Origin of the sequence: Pseudomonas sp. UBA4617 (assembly GCF_002386445.1) — a bacterium.
Classification (GTDB): domain Bacteria; phylum Pseudomonadota; class Gammaproteobacteria; order Pseudomonadales; family Pseudomonadaceae; genus Aquipseudomonas.
The window spans coordinates 52599-78114 of sequence record NZ_DGIR01000057.1 but is presented as its reverse complement, the minus strand read 5'-3'; the positions used below and the strand labels follow the sequence as shown (position 1 = coordinate 78114).

Annotated in this window: 27 protein-coding genes and 1 riboswitch; of the genes, 18 read left to right on the top strand and 9 right to left on the bottom strand. The window is 63.9% G+C overall.

The window, feature by feature from the left end:
• Nucleotides 1-37: 37 nt before the first annotated feature.
• The 11 genes from B4L76_RS23930 to B4L76_RS23880 all read left to right on the top strand — a co-directional run bounded on the left by B4L76_RS23930 (nt 38) and on the right by B4L76_RS23880 (nt 10118).
• Nucleotides 38-1432: an ethanolamine ammonia-lyase subunit EutB gene (locus B4L76_RS23930; protein WP_296235507.1), complete on the top strand. Its 1395-nt coding sequence runs from the start codon at nt 38-40 to the stop codon at nt 1430-1432.
• Nucleotides 1433-1440: 8 nt separating this feature from the next.
• Nucleotides 1441-2259 (top strand): ethanolamine ammonia-lyase subunit EutC, encoded by an 819-nt coding sequence (eutC, locus tag B4L76_RS23925; RefSeq protein WP_296235506.1) that lies wholly within the window; start codon nt 1441-1443, stop codon nt 2257-2259.
• A gap of 105 nt (nt 2260-2364) precedes the next feature.
• Entirely contained in the window at nt 2365-2823 is a 459-nt protein-coding gene (locus B4L76_RS23920) for a GNAT family N-acetyltransferase (RefSeq protein ID WP_296235505.1), read from the top strand.
• A gap of 189 nt (nt 2824-3012) precedes the next feature.
• On the top strand, nt 3013-3660 hold the full coding sequence (locus B4L76_RS23915) for a DedA family protein (RefSeq protein WP_296235504.1): 648 nt from the start codon (nt 3013-3015) through the stop codon (nt 3658-3660).
• A gap of 9 nt (nt 3661-3669) precedes the next feature.
• Nucleotides 3670-4485 (top strand): zinc-dependent peptidase, encoded by an 816-nt coding sequence (locus tag B4L76_RS23910; RefSeq protein WP_296235503.1) that lies wholly within the window; start codon nt 3670-3672, stop codon nt 4483-4485.
• A 93-nt stretch (nt 4486-4578) separates the two neighbouring features.
• Nucleotides 4579-5106 carry an inorganic diphosphatase gene (gene ppa / locus B4L76_RS23905; RefSeq protein ID WP_003255365.1) on the top strand — a complete coding sequence of 176 codons (528 nt, stop codon included), beginning with the start codon at nt 4579-4581 and terminating at the stop codon, nt 5104-5106.
• 191 nt (nt 5107-5297) lie between these two features.
• Complete coding sequence (locus tag B4L76_RS23900) at nt 5298-5999, top strand: LexA family transcriptional regulator (protein ID WP_296235502.1); 702 nt, start codon at nt 5298-5300, stop codon at nt 5997-5999.
• A gap of 393 nt (nt 6000-6392) precedes the next feature.
• On the top strand, nt 6393-8123 hold the full coding sequence (locus B4L76_RS23895; RefSeq protein WP_296235501.1) for a copper resistance system multicopper oxidase: 1731 nt from the start codon (nt 6393-6395) through the stop codon (nt 8121-8123).
• Nucleotides 8120-8467, top strand: coding sequence for a hypothetical protein (locus B4L76_RS23890; protein ID WP_296235500.1), 348 nt, complete (start codon nt 8120-8122; stop codon nt 8465-8467). Before B4L76_RS23895 ends, B4L76_RS23890 begins: the two co-directional genes overlap by 4 nt.
• On the top strand, nt 8457-9440 hold the full coding sequence (locus B4L76_RS23885; protein WP_296235499.1) for a copper resistance protein B: 984 nt from the start codon (nt 8457-8459) through the stop codon (nt 9438-9440). Before B4L76_RS23890 ends, B4L76_RS23885 begins: the two co-directional genes overlap by 11 nt.
• 9 nt (nt 9441-9449) lie before the next feature.
• Nucleotides 9450-10118 (top strand): c-type cytochrome, encoded by a 669-nt coding sequence (locus B4L76_RS23880; protein ID WP_296235498.1) that lies wholly within the window; start codon nt 9450-9452, stop codon nt 10116-10118.
• A 52-nt stretch (nt 10119-10170) separates the two neighbouring features.
• On the opposite strand, the gene B4L76_RS23875 is transcribed toward B4L76_RS23880, so the two are convergent.
• Nucleotides 10171-12348, bottom strand: a complete 2178-nt coding sequence (locus B4L76_RS23875) for a TonB-dependent siderophore receptor (RefSeq protein WP_296235497.1) — start codon at nt 12346-12348, stop codon at nt 10171-10173.
• 181 nt (nt 12349-12529) lie between these two features.
• Here B4L76_RS23875 and B4L76_RS23870 point away from each other — a divergent pair, with 181 nt between their 5' ends.
• From B4L76_RS23870 to B4L76_RS23860, 3 genes are all read left to right on the top strand, one after another.
• The gene (locus B4L76_RS23870; protein ID WP_296235496.1) at nt 12530-13222 is read left to right on the top strand and encodes a response regulator transcription factor; all 693 of its coding nucleotides are present in this window, start codon (nt 12530-12532) and stop codon (nt 13220-13222) included.
• A complete protein-coding gene (locus tag B4L76_RS23865) occupies nt 13222-14559 on the top strand; it encodes a HAMP domain-containing sensor histidine kinase (RefSeq protein ID WP_296235495.1) in 1338 nt (445 codons plus the stop codon). The genes B4L76_RS23870 and B4L76_RS23865 overlap by 1 nt, the downstream gene beginning before the upstream one ends.
• A 90-nt stretch (nt 14560-14649) precedes the next feature.
• Nucleotides 14650-15540, top strand: coding sequence for an alpha/beta hydrolase (locus tag B4L76_RS23860; protein WP_296235494.1), 891 nt, complete (start codon nt 14650-14652; stop codon nt 15538-15540).
• Nucleotides 15541-15601: 61 nt separating this feature from the next.
• Here B4L76_RS23860 and B4L76_RS23855 read toward each other — a convergent pair whose 3' ends face one another.
• Nucleotides 15602-16807 (bottom strand): RtcB family protein, encoded by a 1206-nt coding sequence (locus B4L76_RS23855; protein WP_296235493.1) that lies wholly within the window; start codon nt 16805-16807, stop codon nt 15602-15604.
• 92 nt (nt 16808-16899) lie between these two features.
• Nucleotides 16900-17041: riboswitch (FMN riboswitch) on the top strand.
• Nucleotides 17042-17121: 80 nt separating this feature from the next.
• Between B4L76_RS23855 and ribB the strand changes: the two genes are divergently transcribed.
• The 4 genes from ribB to dxs all read left to right on the top strand — a co-directional run bounded on the left by ribB (nt 17122) and on the right by dxs (nt 21034).
• Entirely contained in the window at nt 17122-17772 is a 651-nt protein-coding gene (gene ribB / locus B4L76_RS23850) for a 3,4-dihydroxy-2-butanone-4-phosphate synthase (RefSeq protein WP_296235492.1), read from the top strand.
• 134 nt (nt 17773-17906) lie between these two features.
• Entirely contained in the window at nt 17907-18149 is a 243-nt protein-coding gene (locus tag B4L76_RS23845) for an exodeoxyribonuclease VII small subunit (protein WP_003255380.1), read from the top strand.
• Complete coding sequence (ispA, locus tag B4L76_RS23840; RefSeq protein WP_296235491.1) at nt 18146-19033, top strand: (2E,6E)-farnesyl diphosphate synthase; 888 nt, start codon at nt 18146-18148, stop codon at nt 19031-19033. Before B4L76_RS23845 ends, ispA begins: the two co-directional genes overlap by 4 nt.
• 105 nt (nt 19034-19138) lie before the next feature.
• The gene (dxs, locus tag B4L76_RS23835; RefSeq protein ID WP_296235490.1) at nt 19139-21034 is read left to right on the top strand and encodes a 1-deoxy-D-xylulose-5-phosphate synthase; all 1896 of its coding nucleotides are present in this window, start codon (nt 19139-19141) and stop codon (nt 21032-21034) included.
• A 23-nt stretch (nt 21035-21057) separates the two neighbouring features.
• Here the strand turns inward: dxs and B4L76_RS23830 are convergent, their stop codons facing one another.
• The 7 genes from B4L76_RS23830 to ribE form a co-directional block, all read right to left on the bottom strand.
• Complete coding sequence (locus B4L76_RS23830) at nt 21058-21477, bottom strand: MFS transporter (protein ID WP_289129314.1); 420 nt, start codon at nt 21475-21477, stop codon at nt 21058-21060.
• On the bottom strand, nt 21474-22091 hold the full coding sequence (gene ribA / locus B4L76_RS23825; protein WP_003260612.1) for a GTP cyclohydrolase II: 618 nt from the start codon (nt 22089-22091) through the stop codon (nt 21474-21476). The genes B4L76_RS23830 and ribA overlap by 4 nt, the downstream gene beginning before the upstream one ends.
• Before the next feature lie 123 nt (nt 22092-22214).
• Nucleotides 22215-22931: a substrate-binding periplasmic protein gene (locus B4L76_RS23820; RefSeq protein WP_296235558.1), complete on the bottom strand. Its 717-nt coding sequence runs from the start codon at nt 22929-22931 to the stop codon at nt 22215-22217.
• A gap of 32 nt (nt 22932-22963) precedes the next feature.
• Nucleotides 22964-23467 carry a phosphatidylglycerophosphatase A family protein gene (locus B4L76_RS23815; protein ID WP_296235489.1) on the bottom strand — a complete coding sequence of 168 codons (504 nt, stop codon included), beginning with the start codon at nt 23465-23467 and terminating at the stop codon, nt 22964-22966.
• Nucleotides 23464-24432, bottom strand: a complete 969-nt coding sequence (thiL, locus tag B4L76_RS23810) for a thiamine-phosphate kinase (protein WP_296235488.1) — start codon at nt 24430-24432, stop codon at nt 23464-23466. Before thiL ends, B4L76_RS23815 begins: the two co-directional genes overlap by 4 nt.
• Nucleotides 24433-24450: 18 nt before the next feature.
• On the bottom strand, nt 24451-24951 hold the full coding sequence (nusB, locus tag B4L76_RS23805) for a transcription antitermination factor NusB (protein WP_289129308.1): 501 nt from the start codon (nt 24949-24951) through the stop codon (nt 24451-24453).
• Nucleotides 24948-25424, bottom strand: a complete 477-nt coding sequence (gene ribE, locus B4L76_RS23800) for a 6,7-dimethyl-8-ribityllumazine synthase (RefSeq protein WP_003255395.1) — start codon at nt 25422-25424, stop codon at nt 24948-24950. Before ribE ends, nusB begins: the two co-directional genes overlap by 4 nt.
• Nucleotides 25425-25516 lie beyond the last annotated feature (92 nt).

The window sequence follows — 25516 nt, the reverse complement described above, 5'->3', positions numbered from 1 at the left end:
CCCGCCGCGGGGCAACCCGCGGCTCTGGAGAGTCTGTATGGCAAGTTTCGTACACACGGTGGGCCACCTGGTCTACCGCTTCGACAGCCTCAAGGAAGTGATGGCCAAGGCCAGCCCCGCCCGCTCGGGGGACTACCTGGCGGGCGTCGCCGCCAGCAACGACGGCGAACGGGTCGCCGCGCAAATGGCCTTGGCCAATATTCCGCTGACGCATTTCCTCAATGAAGCACTGATTCCTTACGAAGAAGACGAAGTCACCCGGCTGATCATCGACACCCACGATGCCCAGGCGTTTGCGATTGTCAGCCACCTGACCGTGGGCGGCCTGCGCGATTGGCTGCTCAGTGATGCCGCCAACGAGGACAGCTTGCGCGCCCTGGCGCCCGGGCTGACGCCGGAAATGGCCGCAGCAGTGTCGAAGATCATGCGTGTGCAGGACCTGGTGCTGGTGGCGCAGAAGATCCGCGTGGTCACCCGCTTCCGCGGCACCATGGGCCTGCGCGGGCGGCTGTCGACCCGGCTGCAGCCCAACCACCCGACCGACGAGCCGGCCGGCATCGCCGCCAGCATCCTCGACGGCCTGCTGTACGGCAACGGCGACGCCATGATCGGTATCAACCCGGCCACCGACAGCATCGCTTCGATCTGCGCGCTGCTGGAAATGCTTGACGCCATCATCCAGCGCTACGACATACCCACCCAGGCTTGCGTACTGACCCACGTGACCACGTCGATCGAGGCGATCAACCGTGGCGTGCCGCTGGACCTGGTGTTCCAGTCCATCGCCGGTACCGAAGCGGCCAACGCCGGCTTCGGCATCAACCTCAATGTGCTGCAGGAAGGCTACGAAGCGGGCCTTTCGCTGAAGCGCGGCACGCTCGGGCAGAACCTGATGTACTTCGAAACCGGCCAGGGCAGCGCGCTGTCGGCCAACGCCCACCACGGCGTCGACCAGCAAACCTGTGAAACCCGCGCCTATGCCGTGGCCCGCCATTTCAAGCCGTTCCTGGTCAACACCGTGGTCGGCTTCATCGGCCCGGAATACCTGTACAACGGCAAGCAGATTATCCGCGCCGGCCTCGAGGACCACTTCTGCGGCAAGCTGCTGGGCGTACCGATGGGTTGCGACATCTGCTACACCAACCACGCCGAAGCCGACCAGGACGACATGGACACCCTGCTGACCCTGCTGGGCGTGGCCGGGATCAACTTCATCATGGGCATCCCTGGTTCCGACGACATCATGCTCAACTACCAGACCACCTCGTTCCACGATGCGCTGTACGCGCGCCAGACCCTGGGCCTGAAACCCGGGCCGGAATTCGAGGCCTGGCTGGCCCGCACCGGCATCTTCACCCAGGCCGATGGCCGGGTACGCTTTGGTGACAACCTGCCGCCGGCGTTCCGCCAGGCCTTGGCACAGCTTGCATAGGGATGACCATGGACCATCGCACGCCTACCCCCGACAACCCCTGGCTGGCCCTGCGCAACCTCACCCCGGCGCGCATAGCCTTGGGCCGAGCCGGCACCAGCCTGCCAACCGAAGCGCAGCTGGACTTCCAGTTCGCCCATGCCCAGGCGCGCGACGCCGTGCACCTGGCGTTCGATCACGCCAGCCTGGCTGCCCAGCTGGCTGACCGCGGCCGCGAAAGCCTGGTGCTGCACAGCGCTGCCAGCGACCGCAACCAATACCTGCAACGCCCGGACCTGGGGCGGCGCCTGAACGAGGACTCGGTAGCGACGCTGCGCCAGCACGCCCAGGCCAACCCCGGCGGTGTCGACCTGGCCATCGTCGTCGCTGACGGCCTCTCGGCTCTGGCCGTGCACCGCCACACCCTGCCGTTCTTGGCCCGCTTCGAGGAGCAGGCCGCTTCCGACGGCTGGACCAGCGCACCGGTGGTGCTGGTGCAGCAGGGCCGTGTGGCGGTGGCTGACGAGGTCGGTGAACTGCTGGGTGCGCGCATGACGGTGATGCTGATTGGCGAACGCCCGGGGCTCAGCTCGCCCGACAGCCTCGGCCTGTATTTCACCTACGCGCCGAAGGTCGGCCTGACCGATGCCTACCGCAACTGCATTTCCAACATCCGCCTGGAGGGGCTGAGCTACGGCATGGCGGCGCACCGCCTGCTGTACCTGATGCGCGAAGCCTGCCGGCGTCAGCTTTCCGGAGTGAATCTGAAGGACGAAGCCGAAGTCCATAGCCTCGAGAGTGAACATGGCGCCGACCAGAAGGGCAACTTCCTGCTCGGCGAAGGGTAAGAAACCTGTAACGGAACGCCGATTGCACTTGCGCCGCGCATTGGGCAGCATGCCCAGGAAGGCTGCTGGCAATCCGCTGTTTCTAATGGACTATGAGGGCCGCACATGCGCATCATCAAGGCAACCCTGGAACACCTCGACCTGCTCACGCCGATGTTCGTCAAATATCGTGAGTTCTACGGGCAGCTTCCCTACCCCGACAGCTCGCGCAGCTTTCTGGAAAAGCGCCTGAAGCGGGATGAGTCGGTGATCTACCTGGCCTTGCCGGATGACGACGACAGCAAGCTGCTGGGTTTCTGCCAGCTCTACCCGAGCTATTCGTCACTGTCGCTGAAACGGGTGTGGATTCTCAACGACATCTATGTGGCCGAGGATTCGCGGCGCATGCTGGTGGCCGACCGCCTGATGCGCGAAGCGAAGAAGATGGCCAAGGACACCAACGCGGTGCGCATGCGGGTATCGACCAGCAGCGATAACGCAGTGGCGCACAAGACTTACGAATCCATCGGCTTTCGTGAGGATAATGAGTTCAAGAGCTACATCCTGCCGATCAGCCAGGATTGAACCTTTCGGCTTTGTCGCGGGCACGCCCGCGACAAAGCCGGTACAGGAATACCCCCCTGCCGTAACCCCCCGCTACAAACTCCCCGGGCATGTTCCCGACTTCGCCGTATAATGGCCCATCTGTCATGTGTGAAATTTTACCCATCGCCAGGTAACCGAGCCTACGCCCCAAGAACACAGGTGCTGTACATGGATTTCAACCCGCTGGACCTTATCCTGCATCTCGATGCCTACCTCGATCTGCTGGTCACCAACTATGGTCCCTGGATCTACGCCATCCTGTTCACCGTGATCTTCTGCGAAACCGGGCTGGTGGTGATGCCCTTCCTGCCAGGCGATTCGCTGCTGTTCATCGCCGGGGCCGTAGCCGCGGGTGGCGGCATGGACCCGCTGCTGCTGGCCGGCCTGCTGATGGCTGCGGCGATCCTCGGCGACAGCACCAACTATGTGATCGGCCGTACGGTCGGCGAGCGCCTGTTCAACAAGCCCAACTCGAAGGTCTTCCGCCGCGACTACCTGCAGCGCACCCATGACTTCTACGAACGCCACGGCGGCAAGACCGTGACCATGGCGCGCTTCCTGCCGATCCTGCGCACCTTCGCCCCCTTCGTCGCCGGCATCGCCCACATGCATTACCCGCGCTTCCTCGGTTTCAGTGTTGCCGGTTCGCTGCTGTGGGTCGGTGGTCTGGTAACCCTGGGTTACTTCTTCGGCAACGTGCCATTCATCAAGCAACACCTGTCGCTGATGGTTGTGGGCATCATCATCCTGTCGCTGGTGCCGATGATCCTCGGCCTGCTGCGTGGCCGCCTGGGCCGCACGGCCAAGGCCCACTGAAGCCGGCCGATGTGGTCGTTCGGCGCCTGGCGGCGCAAGCGCACCCTGGCGCGCTACCCTATCGCCCCCCAGCAATGGCAGGCCGTGCGCGCACGCCTGCCGATCCTGGACGGCATCACTGACGAAGAGGACCGCTGGCTGCGTGAAGCCTGCATCCTGTTCTTGCTGGACAAACACCTCACCTGCCTGCCCGGCGTCGAACTGGACGACGAGCAGCGCCTGCTGCTGGCCGTCCAGGCGCAGTTGCCGTTGCTACATCTGGGCGAGCTGAACTGGTACCAGGGTTTCCACGAGATCATTCTCTACCCCGACGACTTCAAGAGCCCCCAGCGCCACCGCGATGCCAGTGGCGTGGAGCATGTCTGGGATGGCGAACACAGCGGCGAGGCCTGGCAACAGGGCCCGGTCATCCTGGCCTGGAATGGCGTGCTGGCCAGTGGTGGCTGGGAAGCCTACAACCTGGTCATCCATGAGCTGGCGCACAAGCTCGACATGCTCAATGGCGATGCCAACGGCCTGCCACCACTGCACAGCGGCATGTCTGTGGAGGAATGGGCAAGCGCCATGCAACAGGCCTATGACGACCTCAACCGCCAGCTGGACAATGACCCCGACGCCGAAACCGCCATCGACCCTTATGCGGCGGAAAACCCGGCCGAGTTCTTCGCCGTCACCAGCGAGTACTTCTTTAGTGCCCCCGACCTGCTGCAGCAGGCTTATCCAAAGGTCTACCACCAGTTGTCGCAGTTTTACCGCCAGGACCCGCTGGCACGCCTGTGCCGGCTGCAGGCCGAACACCCGGAGTACCGCGCAAGCCACGCCTGACGGGGCCGCACATCAGGCCAGGCGTGGCATGCCCCGGCAGAATGTGCCTATAATCGCGGCCACTTTTTTGGTCAAACACGGGGGCACTGCCCAATGAGCTACAGCAAGATTCCGGCGGGCAAAGACCTGCCGAACGACATCTACGTCGCCATCGAGATCCCGGCCAACCACGCGCCGATCAAATACGAGATCGACAAGGACAGCGATACCCTGTTCGTCGACCGTTTCATGGCTACCCCGATGTTCTACCCAGCCAACTACGGTTTCATCCCGAACACCCTGGCTGACGACGGTGACCCGCTGGACGTGCTGGTTGTTACCCCTTACCCGGTTGCCCCAGGTTCGGTTATCCGCGCCCGTCCGGTTGGCGTGCTGAACATGACCGACGACGGCGGCGGCGACGCCAAGGTCATCGCTGTGCCTCACGACAAGCTGTCGCAGCTGTACGTCGACGTGAAGGAATACACCGACCTGCCAGCCCTGCTGATCCAGCAGATCGAGCACTTCTTTGCCAACTACAAAGATCTCGAGAAGGGCAAGTGGGTCAAGATCGAAGGCTGGGAAGGCGCCGACGCCGCCCGTGCCGCGATCACCAAATCGGTGGCTGCCTACAAGGGCTGATACCGGTTGCTTGAAGAACCCCGCCCTGGCGGGGTTTTTTATAGGCAGTCGCAATTGGCCGACCGCCGCGCGCAGCCGTAAAAATTCTCACAGAGTCCTACTCCAACATCCTACAAATTTTGGGTTTCGTACAAATCTCGTCAACATCCGGTTGATATCCTTGCTGGCACCCCGCCGCTACACTCGCCGCCATGAACACATCCGGTGACCGCCTCAAGGCCCTCCTCCACGAATGTGGCCTGACCCCATCCGATTTCGCTGCCCTGCGCAGCGTCACCCCCCAGCACGTCAACAACTGGTTCAACCGCGGTGTGCCGCTGGCCCGACTGGACGAATTGGCCGACCTGTTCTGCGTGCACCGGCGCTGGCTGCACACCGGCGAAGGGCCCAAACATATCAACCCGATCCCGCGCAACCCTGCCCCGGTACCGGTGCCCGTCGACTCGCCCACGCCACTGTCGGCGCATGGTGGACGGGCCCTGAAAGTTCCCTTTTACCAGGTGCGCAACGGCCTGCTCTCGCCCGAACCCGGCAAACACCTGTGCCTGCCCCTCAATGCCCTGAAAAGCCTGGGGGTGCAGGCCGACAACGCCATCTGCCTGGGCATGCCCGGCAACAACATGGCCCCGCTGATTCCACAGCAGGCCACCCTTGCCATCGACCTGGGGATGATCCGGGTGGTTGAGGGCGAAACCTATGCCCTGCTGCATAACGGCGCGCTCAGGGTGAACAACCTCAGCCTCGGCCAACACGGCACGCTGTACCTGCACAGCCATGACCGGCACAGCTATGCCGTCGAACGCTATACCGCCGCGCAGCGTCAGGCGCAGGGGCTGGAAATTCTGGGCTGGGTCTTTCACTGGTCGTATTTTCGTCAGCAACGGCCAGGCTGAAACAACCTGTGCCATTTTTTGCTGGGCATCCCGTGCGCACCCTTGTATGCTACGCCGCACCTTCAGCCCCGACCGGCGCATGCCGCGGTCCAGAGGGCTCGGCGATATCCCACACGGGCATCTGCCATCCTTTCAGGCCCTTGATGGCCACACAGTTAAGGCGATTGCGGCTTACCATAAATTAGCCGGAAGCGTCCCCGAGAAGCCGGCCACAAGCCGGCTTTTTAATGCCCCTCCCTAGCCCCCTCCCCGCCTCCAGAGCCACGCGTACACCTCGCCTGCGCAAGCTGACTGAAAAGTAATGTCGCGCTCAGCCAGATGACAGCCCGGGCCGACTAGCCTGCAAGCTGTTGGTGCTTTATCGAAAACAATCGACTGACTGGACGCAACGGCATGCAAAGCAAAACCACGAGACGCTCATTCGTCAAAGGCCTGGTCGCCACCGGACTGCTTGGCGGGTTGGGCATGTGGCGCGCGCCGGTCTGGGCGGTGGCCAGCCCTGGCCAGGCGAATGTGCTGACAGGCACCGAGTTTGACCTGTACATCGGCGAACTGCCGGTGAATTTTACCGGCGCGAAACGCACGGCGATGGCCATCAACGGTTCCGTGCCCGGCCCCATCCTGCGCTGGCGCGAAGGCGACACCGTCACCCTGCGTGTGCGTAACCGGTTACAGCAGGACACCTCCATCCACTGGCACGGCATCATCCTGCCGGCCAACATGGACGGCGTACCGGGCCTGAGCTTCCACGGCATCGCCCCTGACGGCATGTACGAGTACAAGTTCAAGGTCCAGCAGAACGGTACCTACTGGTACCACAGCCATTCCGGCTTCCAGGAGCAGGTCGGGGTTTACGGCGCCGTGGTCATCGATGCGAAGGAGCCCGAGCCGTTCACCTATGACCGGGACTACGTGGTAATGCTCAGCGACTGGACAGATGAGGACCCTGCCCGGGTGCTGTCCAAGCTCAAGAAGCAGTCGGACTATTACAACTACCACAAGCGCACGGTGGCTGACTTCGTCAACGACGTCAGCGAAATGGGCTGGTCTGCTGCGCTAGCCGACCGGAAGATGTGGGCCGAGATGAAGATGAGCCCCACCGACCTCGCCGACGTGAGCGGCTACACCTACACCTACCTGATGAATGGCCAGGCCCCGGATGGCAACTGGACGGGCGTGTTCAAGCAGGGCGAGAAAATCCGCCTGCGCTTCATCAACGGCTCTGCCATGAGCTATTTCGATGTGCGCATTCCCGGCCTGAAAATGACCGTTGTCGCGGCAGACGGGCAGCACGTCAAACCCGTTTCGGTCGACGAGTTCCGCATCGCCGTTGCCGAAACCTACGACGTCATCGTCGAACCCGTCAGCGAGCAGGCCTACACCATTTTCGCCCAGTCCATGGACCGTACCGGGTATGCCCGCGGCACCCTGGCTGTCCGCGAGGGCTTGCAAGCCCCTGTTCCGGCCGTGGACCCACGTCCCGTCATTTCCATGAACGACATGGGCATGGAGCATGGCGGCATGGCCGGCATGGCCGGCATGGATCACGGCAGCATGCCTGGCATGGACCATGGCAGCATGACTGGCACGAACGGGACCATGCAGCGTCACCCGGACTCCGAGACCAACAACCCGCTGGTCGACATGCAGACGATGACGCCGACGCCAAAGCTGAGCGATCCCGGCATTGGGCTACGCAACAATGGCCGCCGCGTACTCACCTATGCCGACCTGCGCAGTACCTTCCCGGACCCGGACGGCCGCGCGCCCGGCCGCACGATCGAGCTGCACCTAACCGGGCACATGGAAAAATTCGCCTGGTCCTTCGACGGCATCAAGTTTTCCGATGCCGAGCCACTGCGCCTCAAGTATGGCGAGCGCCTGCGCATCACCTTGGTCAACGACACCATGATGACTCACCCCATCCACCTGCACGGCATGTGGAGCGACCTGGAGGATGAGCAAGGCAACTTCATGGTGCGCAAGCACACCATCGATATGCCGCCTGGCTCGAAACGAAGCTACCGCGTCACTGCAGATGCCTTGGGGCGTTGGGCCTATCACTGTCACCTGCTGTTCCACATGGAAATGGGCATGTTCCGCGAAGTCCGTGTCGACGAATGAACTGGAGATCCGAGATGAGCAAACCGATGAAACCAAGCGCGTTTTTCCTATCTGCCGCGATGGCAGGCCTGTTTGCTGTCCATGCACCCTCCTCGTGGTCAGGCGACACCAGCAAGCAGCCGGCCAACGCTGAAAGCGCCAAAGGCGCACACCGCATGGATCAGGGCAACATGCAAGGCATGAGCCATGACGCCATGAAAGGCATGGATCACAGCACCATGAAGGGTATGAACCATGACGCCATGAATGACGTGAACCATGGCGCGATGAAAGGCATGGACCACGGCAAGATGATGGAATCGCATGGCAGCGACAAAGCTAAGGCAGGGAAAGATGCTCAATAGCCTGGCACGACCATCGCTGCTGGCATTGAGCGTGGCCCTCGGCGTACTGGGCATTGCGCCCAGTTTCGCCGCTGGCGAAATGGACCATTCAGCCATGGGGCGGGAATCGATGCCAGGCATGGACCACGGCACGATGGACCACGGCAGCATGCAGGGTATGGACCACAGCGAGATGGAACATGGCAGCATGCAGGGCATGGACCATGGCGCCATGGACCATTCGACGATGCCCACCGGCTCGGCAGAAGACGCGACGACGACCAGCCGTACCCCGATCCCCGTATTGACCGATGCGGACCGCCAGGCAGCCTTCCCCCCGTTGGCTGGGCACCAGATGCATGACAGCGCGATCAACGGCTTCCTGCTGCTGGATCAGCTGGAGTACCAGGATGCGGACGAAGGCAGCACGCTGGCCTGGGATGCATCCGGCTGGATAGGCGGCGATATCAACCGGCTGTGGGTCCGTTCCGAAGGCGAACGTACCAGCGGCGTGACCGAGGATGCGGAATTGCAGCTGCTATACGGCCGCTCGGTCAGCCCCTGGTGGGATGTGGTTGCCGGGGTGCGCCAGGACTTCAAGCCCGAATCGCCCCAGACCTGGGCGGCATTCGGTGTTCAGGGCATGGCGCTGTACGATTTCGAAGCCGAAGCCACCGCATTCATTGGCGAGAACGGCCAGACTGCTGCTCGCCTGGAAGGCGACTATGACATCTTGCTGACCAACCGCCTGATCCTGCAGCCAACCGCTGAAGCCAACTTCTACGGCAAGAACGACCCGACGCGCGGCGTGGGTTCCGGCCTGGCCAACACCGAGGTCGGGCTGCGCCTGCGCTATGAGATTGTCCGCCAGTTCGCCCCCTATATTGGCATCACCTGGAACCGCTCCTATGGCAAGACCGCCGATTTCATCCGTGATGAAGGTGGTGATGTAGATGAAGCGCGTTTCGTCGCCGGTATCCGTATGTGGTTTTGAGAACCTGCCATGAAAAGAACAATAACAACGCTTGTTGTGGCTGGCGCGGTCACCTGCGCGGCAGCCATGGGTGCCGCGTACTCAGGCCTGGTCAATGTCGGGGCCGACGATCCTCACTTCCCTGCCGTACATGCGTTTCTGGCAATGGCGCGGGACCGCTCCATTGCAGTTCGTGCCCGGGACATCGTGGTGCCAGACCTGCAAGACCAGGCGTTGATCCGCACCGGCGCCGGTAATTACAACGCCATGTGCATCGGCTGCCACCTGGCCCCGGGTGTGGACAAAACCGAGCTCAGCCAGGCGCTGTACCCCTCGCCGCCCAACCTGGCCACCGGCGGCATCGACGGCGACCCTGCCGCAGCTTTCTGGATCATCAAGCATGGCATCAAGGCCACCGGCATGCCGGCCTGGGGCAAGAGCATGGGCGACGAGTACATCTGGGGCATCGTGGCCTTCCTCGACCAGTTGCCCAAGCTCGACGCCCAGCAGTACAGCGCGCTGGTAGCGAGCAGCAGCGGCCACCGCCATGGCGGTGGCGAAAGCGAAATGCACAACCATGAAAGCCAGCACGGCAGCCACGCGACGGGCGGTTCAGAAGCGCATCATCCGGCGCCCGGTGTTCCAGTGCCGAAGGCACACACGCACCGCGATGGGAAGCAGCACGTCCATGGAAACTGAAGGCCGCCCGGTCCGAAAATGGCGCCTGCACGCACCGGGAAAATTCTGATTATCAGAAGTCGTACCGAGCCCCAACCATCATGCTCCGCGATGGTCCGTAGAAATTGAACGTCGAGGTCGACCCCACCCGCGACAGGTAGTCCCGGTCGAACAGGTTGTTGATGTTGAAGGTGGCCGTCAGCTTCGAGGTAACCGGGTACGACAGCATTGCATCCACCGTCGCATAGCCTGGCGCGTCGATACGCACACCGCCGTTCTCGGAGTAGAAGTTACTCATCGCCGAAATACCGCCACCGATGGCCAGGCCGTTCAGCAAACCTTGGCTGATGGTGTACTTGCTCCACAGCGATGCCTGGTTGCGCGGCATGATGAAGAAGGTGGTTTCGGCGTCGCCCTTGAGGGTTTCGGTTTCCATCCAGGTGTAGCCGGCCAGCACTTCCCAGTTCGGCGTCAGCTTGCCGCTCACTTCCACTTCGGCGCCCTTCACACGGGTCTTGCCGGATGCAACAGCATCATTGGTAGCCACACCGTCGGCGTCATACACGGTGGTCGCGCGGTTCCTGTCAGTCAGGCGGAACACCGAGAGGCGCGTATTCAGGTCGCCGCCGAAGTAGCTGCTCTTGAGACCGAACTCGTACTGCTCGCCCTCACGCGGCTTGAGCACCCGGCCATTACTGTCGGTGTCAGACTGCGGCTTGAACACCTGCGAATAGCTGGCGTACAGCGCATGGTTCTCGGTCAGGTCGTAGACCAGGCCGCCATACGGGGTGAAGTGGCCATCCACGCGCTTGCTGTCGTTGGTGGTAGCGCCGCTACTGAGGGTGGTGGTGTAGAAATCACCGCGGTACCAGCTGAAGCGGCCCCCGGCGATCAGCGCCAGACGCTCGACCGGGCGGAAGGTGACCTTGGAGTAAAGGCCGTATTCCTCTTCCTGTGTGCCGGTCTCGGTGCTGTAGTTGGGCGATGGCTTGGCAAACTGCTTCGGCGAGTAGGTATTGACGTTGATGGCGCCCAGGTTGGTGGTGCCGTTGAGGTACTCGGTGTCGTAGTTCTTGTAGTCGCTGCCGACCACAAACTCGCTGACCTGGCCGAAGGTTTCGAACGGCTGGCTGTAGCTGGCGTCCAGCGAGTAGGTGTCCTGGGTGAAATCGCGGGCGCTGGCGCGCTCGGAGTTGGCGCCAGTGCTGCCGTTGGTCGCGGTGAAGGCGTACAGGTAATTGGTGTCGCGGTGCGAGCCACGGGCAGCGACACGGCCATAGCCGCCGTTGTCGAAGCGGTGGGTCAACTCGGCGACCAGGTCGGTGGTCTTGCCGTCGAAGTAGTTCCAGTCCGCGCCAAGGAAGCGGGAATGGCTGAAGTCGGGCACTTCGCCGCCCAGTGTAGCCGGGTAGCCGTTGTGCGGCGTGATGTTCTTCACTTCGTGAATCAGGCCGAACGACAGGGTGGTGGCTTCGTCCAGGTCGACGTCCAGCGCACCGTAGTAGCTGTTGCTGGTGTTGGCGTTGTAGTCGACCTCGCCATTGCTGTCGTCACGCGAGGCGATGAAGCGCCCGCGTACGCGGCCGGCATCATCCAGCGGCCCGCTCAGGTCGATTTCTTCGTGGTTGGTGTCCCAGGTGCCATAGCTGCCTTCGACGTGGCCATGGAACTCGGCGGTCGGGCGCTTGCGCACCATGTTGACGATGCCGCCCAGTTCGCTGGTACTGCTGAACAGCCCGGCCGGGCCACGCATGATCTCGACACGGTCGAATGCCGCCAGCGACGGTACTGTACCGAAGATGCTGGCCATTGGCGCCGGCAGGCCGTCGATATTGAACTCGCTGTACTCGTAGCCACGGGCGTAGATCGACGAACGGCCACTGTCGTTGGTCAGGGTTCGCAGGCCGGCGGTGTACTTGGCCAGGTCATCAAGGTGCACGAACTGGCGGTCCTTTACATAGTCCTGGGTGTAGACGGTGATCGATTGCGGGATGTCCTTGAGCGCTGCAGGGGTCTTGGTGCCCACGGTGGCGGCATCCACGCTATAGCCGCCGGTTTCTTCCGACGGCAGCATGTCGTACAGGCGATTGCCTTCGATGGTCAATGCCGGCAAGTCGAGCGCGCTGTCGTCGGCCGGCGCCCGGGTTGCTACCGTCTCGGCCAGTGCCGTCAATGAAAACGGCGCCAGCAACCCCAGCACCAGCCAGCCCCGAACCGGTCGCCGGCACCCCATACTCCTGAAACTGCTCATGTCACACCCTCGCCCCAATGACAATAATTCGCAAACGAAACAAGTTGCTTTTTGCGAACGATACCGAAGGGAAACTACGGGTGCAGCAGGATTAACCTTCTTAACGTATCCAGGCGTTGCCCGAACCCTATTGGCAATGGGATGATTCGCAACTGATATGAGTTCTCATTCAAGGCTCGCCGTGTCCACCTCACTCCTCCTTGCCGAAGACGACCCACGCCTGCGTCAGGACCTGGAACGCCATTTCCTCAACCGCGGGTTCCGGGTACACGCCTGCGCCACTGGCGCCCAGGCCCTGAACGCCATACAGCAATCACGCTTCGAACTGTTGCTGCTGGACATCATGCTGCCGGGTATCGATGGCCTCAGCCTGCTCGACGAGTTGCGCCGGCAGCAGGCGGTGCCGGTCATGCTGATGTCGGCGCTGGGGGCCGAGCAGGACCGCATCACTGGCTTTACCCGTGGCGCGGACGATTACCTGCCCAAACCCTTCAGCCTGGCCGAACTGGACGCCCGGGCCGATGCCCTGCTGCGGCGTGTGGCCTTCGATCGGGGTACGGCGTTGCGTGCCGACGTCGGCGAATTGATGCTCGACCAGGACCGCCAGGACCTGATCCACAACGGCAAGTCTGCCGGCCTCACTGCCTCCGAATTCCGCTTGCTGGCCACCCTGCTGGCCCACCCCGGCGAAGCCTTGAGCAAACCATTTCTCTACCAGACCGTGCTGCACCGGGCCTATACCCGCCTGGACCGAGGCCTCGATGTGCATGTGTGCAACCTGCGCCGCAAGCTGGCTGACATCGCGGCCCAGCACCTGCAGATCCAGGCCGTACGCGGCCAAGGGTACATCCTGGTCGAAGCGGACCAGGCCTGATGCGCCGTCATCCCTTGCTGTGGAAACTGGCCGTACTGCAGGTCGGCTTCTGCCTGTTGCTGACTTGGCTGATCTGGACCTGGGGCCTGTCGGTGGAACGCAGTTCCTACTTCCTGTCCCAGGCCGACCAGGACTACCTGGCGCGCTTTGCACAGCAAGCCGAACAAGCCTGGGAGCAAGGCGGCGCGGAGGGGGCCGAGGCCTGGCGCAGGCGACTGGCACAGGCCGAGGGCACCTGGGTGGCGCTGGTCGGGCCGCACCTGCAAAGCCTTGGCAGCACACCGCTGAGCGCCGAGGAAGCCAGCCACCTGACCTTCATGCGCAAGCTCGACTGGCCGATGAGCCGGCGCCTGCAGGATGAACTGCCCTACGTCAGCATCGAGTTCCCGCAACACCCCGAGCACGGCCGCCTGGTAATCCAACTGCCCGAGCACCTGCTGCCCACCGGGCTGACGCCATGGACCCATGTAATCACCCATGGCGTGGCCCCCACACTGCTCGCCCTGCTGCTGGGTCTGGCGTTGTACCGCCACCTTGTGGTGCCCCTGAACCGCCTGCGCGACCGCGCCGACGCGCTGCGTGCCGACGACTTTGCCAGCCCCGCCCTGCCCCTGCTGGAGCGGCGCGATGAGCTGGGTGAACTGGCGCAGGCCTTCGAGCACATGGCCGGGCGCCTGCGCCAGAGCCTGGAGCAGCAGCGCCTGTTGCTGCGCACGCTGTCGCACGAACTGCGTACGCCGCTGGCGCGGCTGCGCATCGCCCATGACAGCGGCTTGCCGCCAGCCCAGTTGCGTGAGCGCCTGGACCGCGAGGTCACCGACATGCAGAAGCTGCTGGAAGATACGCTGGACCTGGCCTGGATGGACACCGAACAGCCCAGCTTGCCGACCGAACCGGTGTTGATGGTTTCGGTGTGGGAAGCCTTGAGTCAGGACATCTGTTTCGAAAGCGGCTGGGACCGCGCCCGCCTGCCCTGCTCGCTCGGCACCGACTGTGTGGTACAGGCACACCTCGACAGCCTGGCCCAAGCCCTGGAAAACCTCATGCGCAATGCCATCCGCCACTCGCCGAGCGATGGCCGGGTCTGCCTGGACGGGTGGCTGGACGGCGACTGCTGGCACCTGCGCCTCAGCGACCAAGGCCCGGGGGTCCCGCACGCCGAGCTCGAACGCATCTTCGAACCCTACCAGCGGCTGGCCGACAGCGGCGCGGGCTTCGGCCTGGGCCTGGCCATCGCCCGCCGCGCCATCGAACTACAAGGCGGTCGTGTGTGGGCCAGCAATGGCCACCCAGGCCTGTGCCTGCACATCACATTGCCAGTAGCCAGGACTGTTTAGAAAGTTAATGCGCTTTACCCTCAATCAGGACTGATTATCATCTGGCCGTTCCTGCCTTGCGCTACTTGCGAAGCCCTGACGAGACACCTGATGAGCAAGATGACCCTGACGCTGGCCTTGGCACTGTCCCTTGTGGCCCCCGCTGCTATGGCGCAGCCCGAACATGGACAGAGGATGGATACCTCGCTGCTGCAGCGCGAGGACCTGGCCTACCGCTTCAGCCAGCTCGATCTGGACTCGGCCGATGGCCAGCGTCATTACCGCTTGTGGGTCGGCAAACCAGACCGCCCGGCGCCAGCGGCCGGTTACCCGGTACTGTGGATGCTCGATGGCAACGCCGCGCTGGGGGCACTGGACGGCCAACTGCTGGGCAAGCTTGCCGCTGGACAAGCGCCATTGCTGGTGGCCGTGGGATACCAGACCGATCAGCGGATCGAGCGGGTCGGGCGTACCTATGACTACACCCCGGCGCTGCCTGGGCAGGCTGAGCAACTGGACCCGTTGACCGGGCAACCGAGCGGTGGCGTGGATGCATTTCTCGATCTGCTGAGCGAGCGCATGCGGCCGCTGGTGGCGGGTGTGGCACCGATCGACCTGCAGCAGCAGACGTTGTGGGGGCACTCCTATGGTGGGCTGGCCGTGCTGCATGCGCTGTTCACCCGGCCGGGGGCTTTCAGTGACTATGTTGCGGCCAGCCCTTCGCTGTGGTGGCGTGACGGTGCGATCGTGCGTGAGGCGCAGGGGTTTGGCCAGCGCTTGGGTAACAGCCGGCCTCGGTTGTTGCTGATGCGCGGGAGTGAGGAGCCGGCGAACCCGCGCATGCCGGTGCAAGGCGATGCAGAGCGGGCGGCGCAGGAGCTGGTGGCAGACCTGGCCAAGGTTCCAGGGTTGCAGCTGCGGTTCGAGCGGTTTGACGGGCTGGGGCATGGGCCGATGTTCGCGGCCTCGCTGAAGCGGGTGATTGAAGGGATGTCCCGATAAACCTGCACTGGCCTTCTCGCGGGGCCTACCCGCGAAACGGCCGGTCCAGGCAACATAGCTGTCAGCCCTTCACACACACCACCTGGCGCAAGGTGTGCACCACCTCGACCAGATCCTGCTGCGCGCGCATCACCGCATCGATATCCTTGTAGGCCATCGGGATCTCGTCGATCACTTCCTTGTCCTTGCGGCATTCCACATGCGCCGTGGCCCGTCGCTGGTCCTCCACGGTGAAGCGGCTCTTGGCCTTGGTCCGGCTCATCACCCGCCCGGCGCCATGGCTGCAGGAACAGAACGATTCCTCGTTACCCAGCCCACGCACGATGAAGCTCCTGGCCCCCATCGAGCCAGGAATGATGCCCAGCTGCCCTTTCTGCGCCGACACCGCGCCCTTGCGCGTCACCAGCACTTCGCGGCCAAAATGCTGCTCGCGCTGCACGTAGTTGTGGTGGCAGTTCACCGCTTCCAGGCTGGCCTCGAACGGCTTGCCCAGCACCTTGCGGGCGGCACCGACCACCGCCAGCATCATCAGCTCGCGGTTCTGCCGGGCATAGTCCTGGGCCCATTCCAGCGCTTCCACGTAGTCGGCGAAATGGCGGCTGCCTTCCTCGAAGTAAGCCAGGTCCTTGTCCGGCAGGTTGGCCAGGTGCTGGCGCATGTCGGCCTGGGCCAGCTCGATGAACAGGTTGCCAATGGCATTGCCTACACCCCGCGAGCCGCTGTGCAACATGAACCAGACACGGTCGGCCTCGTCCAGGCACACCTCGATGAAGTGGTTGCCACCACCCAGCGTGCCCAGGTGCTGGCGGTTGTTGGTCTTCGCCAGGCGCGGGTATTTGTCGGTAATGGCCTTGAAGCGCCCGGCCAACCGCCCCCAGGCCTTGTCGGCCTGGGCCGGCACATCGTCCCAGGCGCCCTGGTCATGTTTGCCGAACGTCTTGCCATGCGGCACCGCCTGCTCGATGGCGCTGCGCAGGCCGTGCAGGTGGTCCGGCAGGCCGCGGGCGTGCAGCGAGGTGCGCGCAGCGATCATGCCGCAGCCGATGTCTACCCCCACCGCCGCAGGAATGATCGCGCCAACGGTCGGGATCACGCTGCCAATGGTCGAACCTTTGCCCAAGTGCACGTCCGGCATCACCGCCAAGTGCCTGAAGATGAACGGCATCCTGGCGGTATTGAGCAATTGCCGGCGAGCGTCGTCCTCGACCGGCACGCCGTCGGTCCATAACTTGACCGGCTTGCCGCCGGCAACCTGGAGAATGTCCATGGGGCTGTTCCTGAAGGGCCATACCGGCATGATACCGCCAAAGGTCGTAGAACCGTGGGTTGCCAGCGGGGTGGCGAGGTGCGGTATGCTTGGCCCGTCTTCAGGGCGGGGTGAAAGTCCCCACCGGCGGTAAATCGAAAGATGAGCCCGCGAGCGCCCCGGCCATGCCGGGGGTCAGCAGATCTGGTGCAATTCCAGGGCCGACGGTCATAGTCCGGATGAAAGAAGGCGTCAGGCAGGGGCCATCCGGGTGTCCCTGTGCGCGCATTTTGTTCGCCCCGAGACGTTCATCGATCATTCACGAGGAGCGTTTCATGTCCACCCAGCGCCACCCGCAATTCCCCAATGTCAGCGCCGCCATCGCCGCCTTCCAGGCCGGGCGCCCTGTGTTGCTGCTCGACGATGACGACCGCGAGGACGAAGCGGACATCATTGCCGCCGCCGAGAACATCTCGCTGCAGACCATGGCCATGATGATTCGCGATTGCAGCGGCATCGTCTGCCTGTGCCTGGACGAAGCCACCGTCGACGAGCTGCAGCTGGCACCGATGGTGCAGAACAACCAGGCGCGCCACGGCACCGGCTTCACCGTCACCATCGAGGCGGTCGAAGGGATCACCACCGGGGTTTCCGCCCAGGACCGCATCACCACCATCGCCGCGGCACTGCGCTCTACCGCCGGGCAGCGCCATATCGTCAGCCCGGGCCATGTATTCCCGTTGCGCGCGCGCAATGGCGGGGTGCTGACCCGCCGTGGGCACACCGAAGGTTCGGTGGACCTGGCGCGCCTGGCAGGCCTGCGCCCGGCGGCGGTGCTGTGCGAGCTGATGAACCCCGACGGCAGCATGGCGCGCGGCGAGCAGGTGGCGGTGTATGCGCGGCAGTACAATCTGCCGGTGCTGACCATCGAGGAACTGGCGCAGTACCGTGAAGCGATGCTGGCGCTGGAAGCCGAGCCAGCCTGACAGGTCACCTTGGAGCCATTCGCGGGTACGCCCGCGAATGGCCGTTGAAAGCGACCTACTTGCCCCCGAAGTTTGCTCCCCCCGCCCCGCTCTGCTAGTGTCGCGCCGTTCTGAATGCCACCGAGACAGTCGCCATGGCCCGCAAAAAAGCCTCCCTCGATTTCGAGCAATCCCTCGCAGACCTGCAAGCCCTGGTCGAGCGCCTGGAGAACGGCGAATTGTCGCTGGAAGAGTCGCTGGCCGCCTTCGAACAAGGCATCGCCCTGACCCGGGATTGCCAGGGCGCCCTGGCCCAGGCTGAACAGAAGGTGCAGATCCTGCTGGAGCGCGATGGCGAGCTGGCCGCGCAGCCTTTCGACGCGGAGCCGGAAGCATGATCGGCACCTACCAGGCCAGCTGCCAGGCGCGGGTCGACGCCGCACTCGAGCCGTTGTTCGTTGCCCCGTTCCGGGAACTCGAACGCCTCTACGCGGCCATGCGCTACAGCGTGATGAACGGCGGCAAGCGGGTACGCCCGCTGCTGGCCTACGCGGCCTGCGAAGCCCTCGGGGCCCCGGCCGAACAGGCCAACGGCGCAGCCTGTGCGGTGGAACTCATCCACGCCTACTCGCTGGTGCATGACGACCTGCCGGCGATGGATGACGACGACCTGCGCCGAGGCCAGCCAACCACCCACAAGGCATTCGACGAAGCCTGTGCCATTCTCGCTGGCGATGGTTTGCAGAGCCTGGCCTTCAGTGCCCTGCTCGACCCGCGCCTGAGCCCACAGGCCGACAGCATCCGCCTGGCCATGGTCCAGGCGCTGGCCAAGGCTGCCGGCCCGGCGGGCATGGTCGGCGGCCAGGCCATCGACCTCGGCTCGGTCGGCCTGAAACTGGACCAGCAGGCCTTGGAGCTCATGCACCGGCACAAGACCGGCGCGCTGATCGAAGCCAGCGTGCGCCTGGGTGCCCTGGCCAGTGCCCGTGCCGAACAGGCGCAACTGGACGCCTTGCAGGCCTATGCCCAGGCCATTGGCCTGGCGTTCCAGGTGCAGGACGATATCCTCGACGTGGAAAGCGACACCGCGACCCTCGGCAAGCGCCAGGGCGCCGACATCGCCCGCGACAAACCGACCTACCCCGCGCTGCTGGGCCTGGACGCGGCCAAGGCCTATGCCATCGAACTGCGCGACCAGGCGCTGGGCGCCCTGCAAAGCTTTGACGACAAGGCCGAACCGCTACGCGCGCTGGCGCGCTACATTGTCGAACGGCGCAACTGATTGCCTGGGGCCGCCGTGCGGCCCGTGCGACACCCGTCTGAATGGGCAGTATTTCCTACAATGGGGTAAACTGCCGCGTCTTACACACCTATAACGACTCGCCTGATGCCCACGACGTTTCAAGAGATCCCCCGCGAACGCCCGGTCACGCCGTTGCTCGACCGCGCTGACACGCCTGCCGGCCTGCGCCGGCTGGCAGAAGCCGACCTGGAGACCCTGGCCGACGAACTGCGCCAGGAATTGCTCTACACCGTGGGCCAGACCGGTGGGCATTTTGGTGCCGGCCTGGGCGTCATCGAGCTGACCATTGCCCTGCACTATGTCTTCGACACCCCGGACGACCGGTTGGTGTGGGACGTCGGCCACCAGGCCTACCCGCACAAGATCCTCACCGGGCGCCGTAAACGCATGCTCAGCCTGCGCCAGAAAGACGGCATCGCCGCCTTCCCGCGCCGTAGCGAGAGCGAGTACGACACCTTCGGCGTCGGCCATTCCAGCACCTCGATCAGCGCTGCGCTGGGCATGGCCATTGCCGCCCGTCTGCAGAACAGCGCGCGCAAGTCGATCGCGGTGATCGGTGACGGCGCGCTGACCGCCGGCATGGCCTTCGAGGCGTTGAACCACGCCCAGGAGGTCAACGCCGACATGCTGGTGATCCTCAACGACAACGACATGTCGATTTCGCGCAATGTCGGTGGCCTGTCCAACTACCTGGCCAAGATCCTCTCCAGCCGCACCTACGCGAGCATGCGCGAAGGCAGCAAGAAAGTGCTGTCGCGCCTGCCAGGCGCCTGGGAAATCGCCCGCCGCACCGAGGAATACGCCAAAGGCATGCTGGTGCCGGGTACGCTGTTCGAAGAGCTGGGCTGGAACTATATCGGCCCGATCGACGGCCATGACCTGCCAACCATGATCGCCACCCTGCGCAACATGCGTGACCTCAAGGGCCCGCAGTTCCTGCACGTGGTGACCAAGAAGGGCAAAGGCTTCGCCCCGGCCGAACTTGACCCGATCGGCTATCACGCCATCACCAAGCTGGAGCCGGTAGACAAGCCCGTCGCGCCGAAAAAAACCAGCGGCCCCAAGTATTCCGCCGTGTTCGGCCAGTGGCTGTGCGACATGGCCGCCGCCGACAACCGCCTGGTGGGCATCACCCCGGCGATGAAGGAAGGCTCCGACCTGGTCGCTTTCAGCGAGCGTTACCCGGAGCGTTACTTCGACGTGGCGATAGCCGAGCAACATGCCGTGACCCTGGCAGCCGGCATGGCCTGCGAGGGCAGCAAGCCGGTGGTGGCGATCTATTCCACCTTCCTGCAGCGCGCCTATGACCAGCTGATCCACGATGTGGCGGTGCAGAACCTCGACGTGCTGTTTGCCATCGACCGCGCCGGCCTGGTCGGCGAAGACGGCCCGACCCATGCAGGCAGCTACGACCTGTCGTACCTGCGCTGCATCCCCGGCATGCTGGTGATGACGCCGAGCGATGAGAATGAGCTACGCAAGATGCTCAGCACCGGCCACCTGTACAACGGCCCGGCGGCAGTGCGCTACCCACGCGGCACCGGCCCCAACGCGCCGATCAGCGGCGACCTGGAACCGCTGGAAATCGGCAAGGGCGTAGTCCGTCGCCAGGGCGAGAAAGTCGCCTTGCTGGTGTTCGGCGTGCAACTGGCCGAGGCCATGCAAGTGGCTGAGCAGATCAACGCCACGGTAGTCGACATGCGCTTCGTCAAGCCGCTGGACCAGGCCCTGGTGCTGGAGCTGGCCGATACTCATGAATTGCTGGTGACCATCGAAGAGAACGCCATCATGGGCGGTGCGGGTGCAGCGGTTGGCGAGTTCCTGGCCAACGAGGCGATCGTGAAACCGCTGCTGCACCTGGGGCTGCCGGACATCTACGTCGAGCATGCCAAGCCTGCGCAAATGCTGGCTGAGTGTGGCCTGGATGCGGCCGGGATCGGGGCTTCGGTGCAGGCCCGGATGGCCAGGCTCGGGCTGTAATCCGCCGGGCCAGGCAGCAGGAGTCAGCCGAGCTGGCGCGGAATGCGGTAGAGGTACAGCACCACCACGGTGGACAACGCCAGCAGAATCTGCGGTACCGCCTCAAGGCCGACCAGCACCGACAGCGCAGCGACCCAGGCCGGGAAGCAGGCATACAGCATGGCCAGGCGCCGGACACGTGCCAGCTCGATCCAGGCAGCGGGTTCGTCACCGGTGCCAAGTACCTGCGAGGTGGCAATCAGCGCGCGCTTGTAGGCAGCAAAACGCGGCAGGCTGAGGAACATGGTCGCCGCCCCGGCAATGAACAGCGGCATGGCCAGTACCGGCACCAGCGCATCACCACCGCCAAAGGCCCAGGCCATGACCGGCAGCGGCACCAGGCCCACCGCCAGGTACTGCCACCAGGCCAGCGCCAGGCGCCGCTTGACCTCGGCGCGGGTCACGCCTGGGGCACCTCGCCCTGGTGCTCGTTACCCAGCATGTGACCGAGCTTGCCGGCCTTGGTTGCCAGGTAATAGCGGTTGTGCGGGTTGTGCCCGGTGTGCAGCGGCACGCGCTCGGCGACGACGATGTTCATGTCGGTCAGGGCTTTGACCTTGCGCGGGTTGTTGGTCATCAGGCGCAGCGACTTCACGCCCAGATGCTCCAGCATCGGCAGGCACATGGCATAGTCGCGCTGGTCGGCGGCAAAGCCCAGGCGCTCGTTGGCTTCGACGGTATCGGCGCCACCATCCTGCAGTTCATAGGCACGAATCTTGTTCAGCAGGCCAATACCCCGGCCTTCCTGGCGCAGGTACAGCAGCACGCCACGGCCTTCGCGGGCGATGGCCTGCAATGCCGCTTCCAGTTGCGAGCCACAGTCACAGCGCTGGCTGAACAGGGCGTCGCCGGTCAGGCACTCGGAGTGCAAGCGCCCCAGCACCGGCTGGCCATCCGCGATGTCACCCAGGCTGAGCACCACATGCTCACGCCCCGTGGCTTCGTCGAGGAAACCATGCATGGTGAAGGTCGCGAAGGGAGTCGGGAGTTTAGAGGCGGCAACAAAGACGACGGGCACGTTGTGCTCCTGAAATCAGTAGGAAATTTCTAGTGGGCCGATTGTATCAGCAGGTTGGCGGCTGTGCGCTGGCTGAATACCGTGGGGTAAGATCGAAAAGTTCGATGCTGACAGTTTCGGGTCTTATTGTGGTTTGCTGCCCGACGTGAACGGATACGGCTGTTGCCAGTGTTCGAAAATCGGCTTCAGTTCGCCACGGCGTACCAGCTCGGCCATCCGCTTGTCGAACAGATCACGCAGGGCCTTGGCCCGGTCGTTGCGGGCGAAGGCCAGGTACAACGGCAGTTCGGCGACATGGGCACGGCGGAAACGCTCGGGTTGGGAGGTCTGGCCGAGCACGTGATCGACCTCGGTCCGCGCATCGATATAGAAGTCCACCCGATCATGTTCGAGCATCGGCAGGATGCCTTCGCGACGTTGCACTTCCCGGGCATCGCGCACATTGGGCAAGTAACGGCCGAAATTGTAGCCACGCACCCAGACCAGACGGTACTGGCCGATAGTGTCCCGGGTAGGCACGGGTTTGCTGGCCAGGCCCAAGGCGTAGATGTGGTCCATGTCGAAGTGCCAGCGCGGATACAGGTTGTCGGCGTCCTCTTCCTTGTACGAGCCCACCCAGGCATCCGCTTCGCCACGTTTGACCAGGCCCACCGCACGACTGTAGGGTGCGCTCTGGATCGCCACCTTGACCCCGGCCGGCTCGAACACCTTGCGCAGGACATCCCAGGCCAACCCGGTACCGTTGGCGTTGGTGTAATCGAGCCATGTTTCGCTGACCAGGTGGATTTGCCTGGGCAGGCCTTCGGCAGCGGCGGCCCACGGGGCAAGGCTGAGCAGCATGCCCAGCAGTAGCGCCCTCAGATGCCGCTGAATCAGGCGAACGCCCACACCAACACCTGCATGCCCAGCCAGGCGAACACACCAGCCAGGATATCGTCGAGCATGATCCCGACACCCCCATGCACATGGCGGTCGATCCAGCGGATCGGCCACGGCTTGAGGATGTCGAAGAAGCGGAACATCAGGAACCCCGCCAGCAGCCACTGCCAGCCCTCCGGCACCAGCCAGAGGGTTATCCACATGCCGACGATTTCATCCCAGACGATGCCTTCATGGTCATGCACACGCAAGTCATTGGCGACCTTGCCGCACAACCAGAAGCCAAACAGCATGCTCACGCCGAGCAGCAGCCAGTAGCCCCAGTCAGGCAGCATTTGCCATAGCGGGATGAACGGAATGGCGACCAGCGAGCCCCAGGTCCCCGGGGCCTTGGGCAAAGTGCCGGAGCCGAAGCCGAAGGCGATGAAATGCCAGGGGTTGCGCCAGACCGAAGGCGGAACGAACTCCGCAGGCACCTGGTTGGGGTGATCGGTCACGGTGTCTCCCTGAAATGTTGGTAGCCGCGTTGCGCGGGGGTGATGTCCCGGCCTCGCGCGTCGCGCAAGGTCACGCCCTGTCCTTCGACCACGCGGCCAATGACATGCACTTCGATGAAACCCAGGCTCGTCAGGGGTGCAAGTGCTTCACGCGGCAAGGTAAAGGCCAGCACGTAATCATCGCCTCCGCTAAGCGCCGCCTGCAGTGCGGCCTCGCGCCCCAGTAGCGCCTCCACATCAGCAGACACTGGTACCTGGGCCAGGTTCACCTCGATGGCGACCCCGGACGCCTTGGCGATGTGGCCACAATCGGCGAGCAGGCCGTCGGAGATATCCAGCGCAGCCGTCGCGCGGCCTCGCAGCCACGTGCCGAGGGTCAACTGCGGCATCGGCGCCCAGTAATGACGCAGCAGCGGCTTGGCCTGCTCGGCAGGCGCCTGTCGCTCACCCAGCACCAGCGGCAAAGCACCGGCAGCCTTGCCCAGCGAACCGCCCACACACAGCAGGTCGCCTGGCCGCGCGCCACTACGGCGCAAGGCCTGGCCGACGGGCACACGGCCGAACACGGTAACGGTTATGCTCAACGGGCCCCGAGTGGTGTCGCCGCCGATCAGACTCATGCGGCAACGATGGGCCATGCGGCTGAGGCCGTTGGCGTAAGCCTCGAGCCACTCTGGGCCGACGTCGGGCAAGGTCAGCGCAAGGGTGAAGCCTATGGCAGTCGCGCCCATGGCCGCCAGGTCACTGGCCGCCACGGCCAACGACCGCTGCCCCAACAGAAGCGGATCGCACACCGCGGGGAAATGCACGCCGGCGACCAGGGTGTCGGTGGACACTGCCAGTTGCTCGCCAGGGGGCAGGTCCAGCAGGGCACAGTCGTCGCCGATACCCAGGGCCACGCCCTCGCCACCTTGCGCGCAAGGCGCGGCGGCGAAGTAATGGTTGATCAGTTCGAACTCACCCATGGGCTAGCTGCGCCAGGATCAGCGCTTGTTCGCCTTGACTTCTGCTTCGCGCAGGTTCGGCGCCAGCTTGTCCAGCACACCGTTGACAAACTTGTGGCCGTCGGTGGCACCGAAGACCTTGGCCAGCTCGACACCCTCGTTGATCACTACGCGGTACGGTACGTCGACGCGCTTGATGAACTCCCAGGTGGACAGGCGCAGCACGGCCAGCTCGACCGGATCAAGTTCGTCCAGTGGCAGGTCCAGGCATGGCTTCAGGGCGTTGTCGATGTCGCTCTTGATCGCCGGGACCCCATGCAGGATCTCGCGGAAGTAGGCGCCATCAACATCGGAAAAATCGTTATCGACCCGAAATTGCGCTTCGATCTCGTTCAGCGAATGCTGCGCCATGTGCCACTGGTACAGCGCCTGGGTCGCGAGCTTGCGGGCTTCGCGACGCTTGGCGCTCTTCGACGGCTTGCCGGCATCCGCAGGTTTTGGATCGCGCGGGTTGAAACGATCGCTTTCGTCGCTAATCACTTGGCCTCCAACTGCGCCAGCAGGCTGACCATTTCCAGAGCGGACAGGGCAGCTTCAGCACCTTTGTTGCCGGCCTTGGTGCCGGAACGCTCGATGGCTTGCTCGATGGAGTCGACGGTCAGCACGCCGAAGGCCACCGGAACACCGAACTCCATGGACACCTGGGCCAGGCCCTTGGTGCATTCGCCCGCCACGTATTCGAAGTGCGGGGTACCGCCACGGATCACTGCGCCGAGGGCGATGATCGCGTCGTAGGCACCTTGCTGGGCGACTTTCTGTGCCACCAGCGGGATTTCGAACGCACCCGGGGCACGGATGATGGTGATGTCGCTTTCGCTGACACCGTGGCGTACCAGGGCATCAACGGCACCGCTTACCAGGCTTTCGACGACGAAGCTGTTGAAGCGGCCAACCACCAAAGCATAGCGACCTTTGGGGGCGATGAAGGTACCTTCGATGGTCTTCAGGGTCATTCCGATATTCTCATCTTCAAGAGCGAGGCCGCTTGCTGGCGGCCTCGACAGGGGTATGGACTCGAGCTGGACGGCGCATTTGCCGCCTCAAG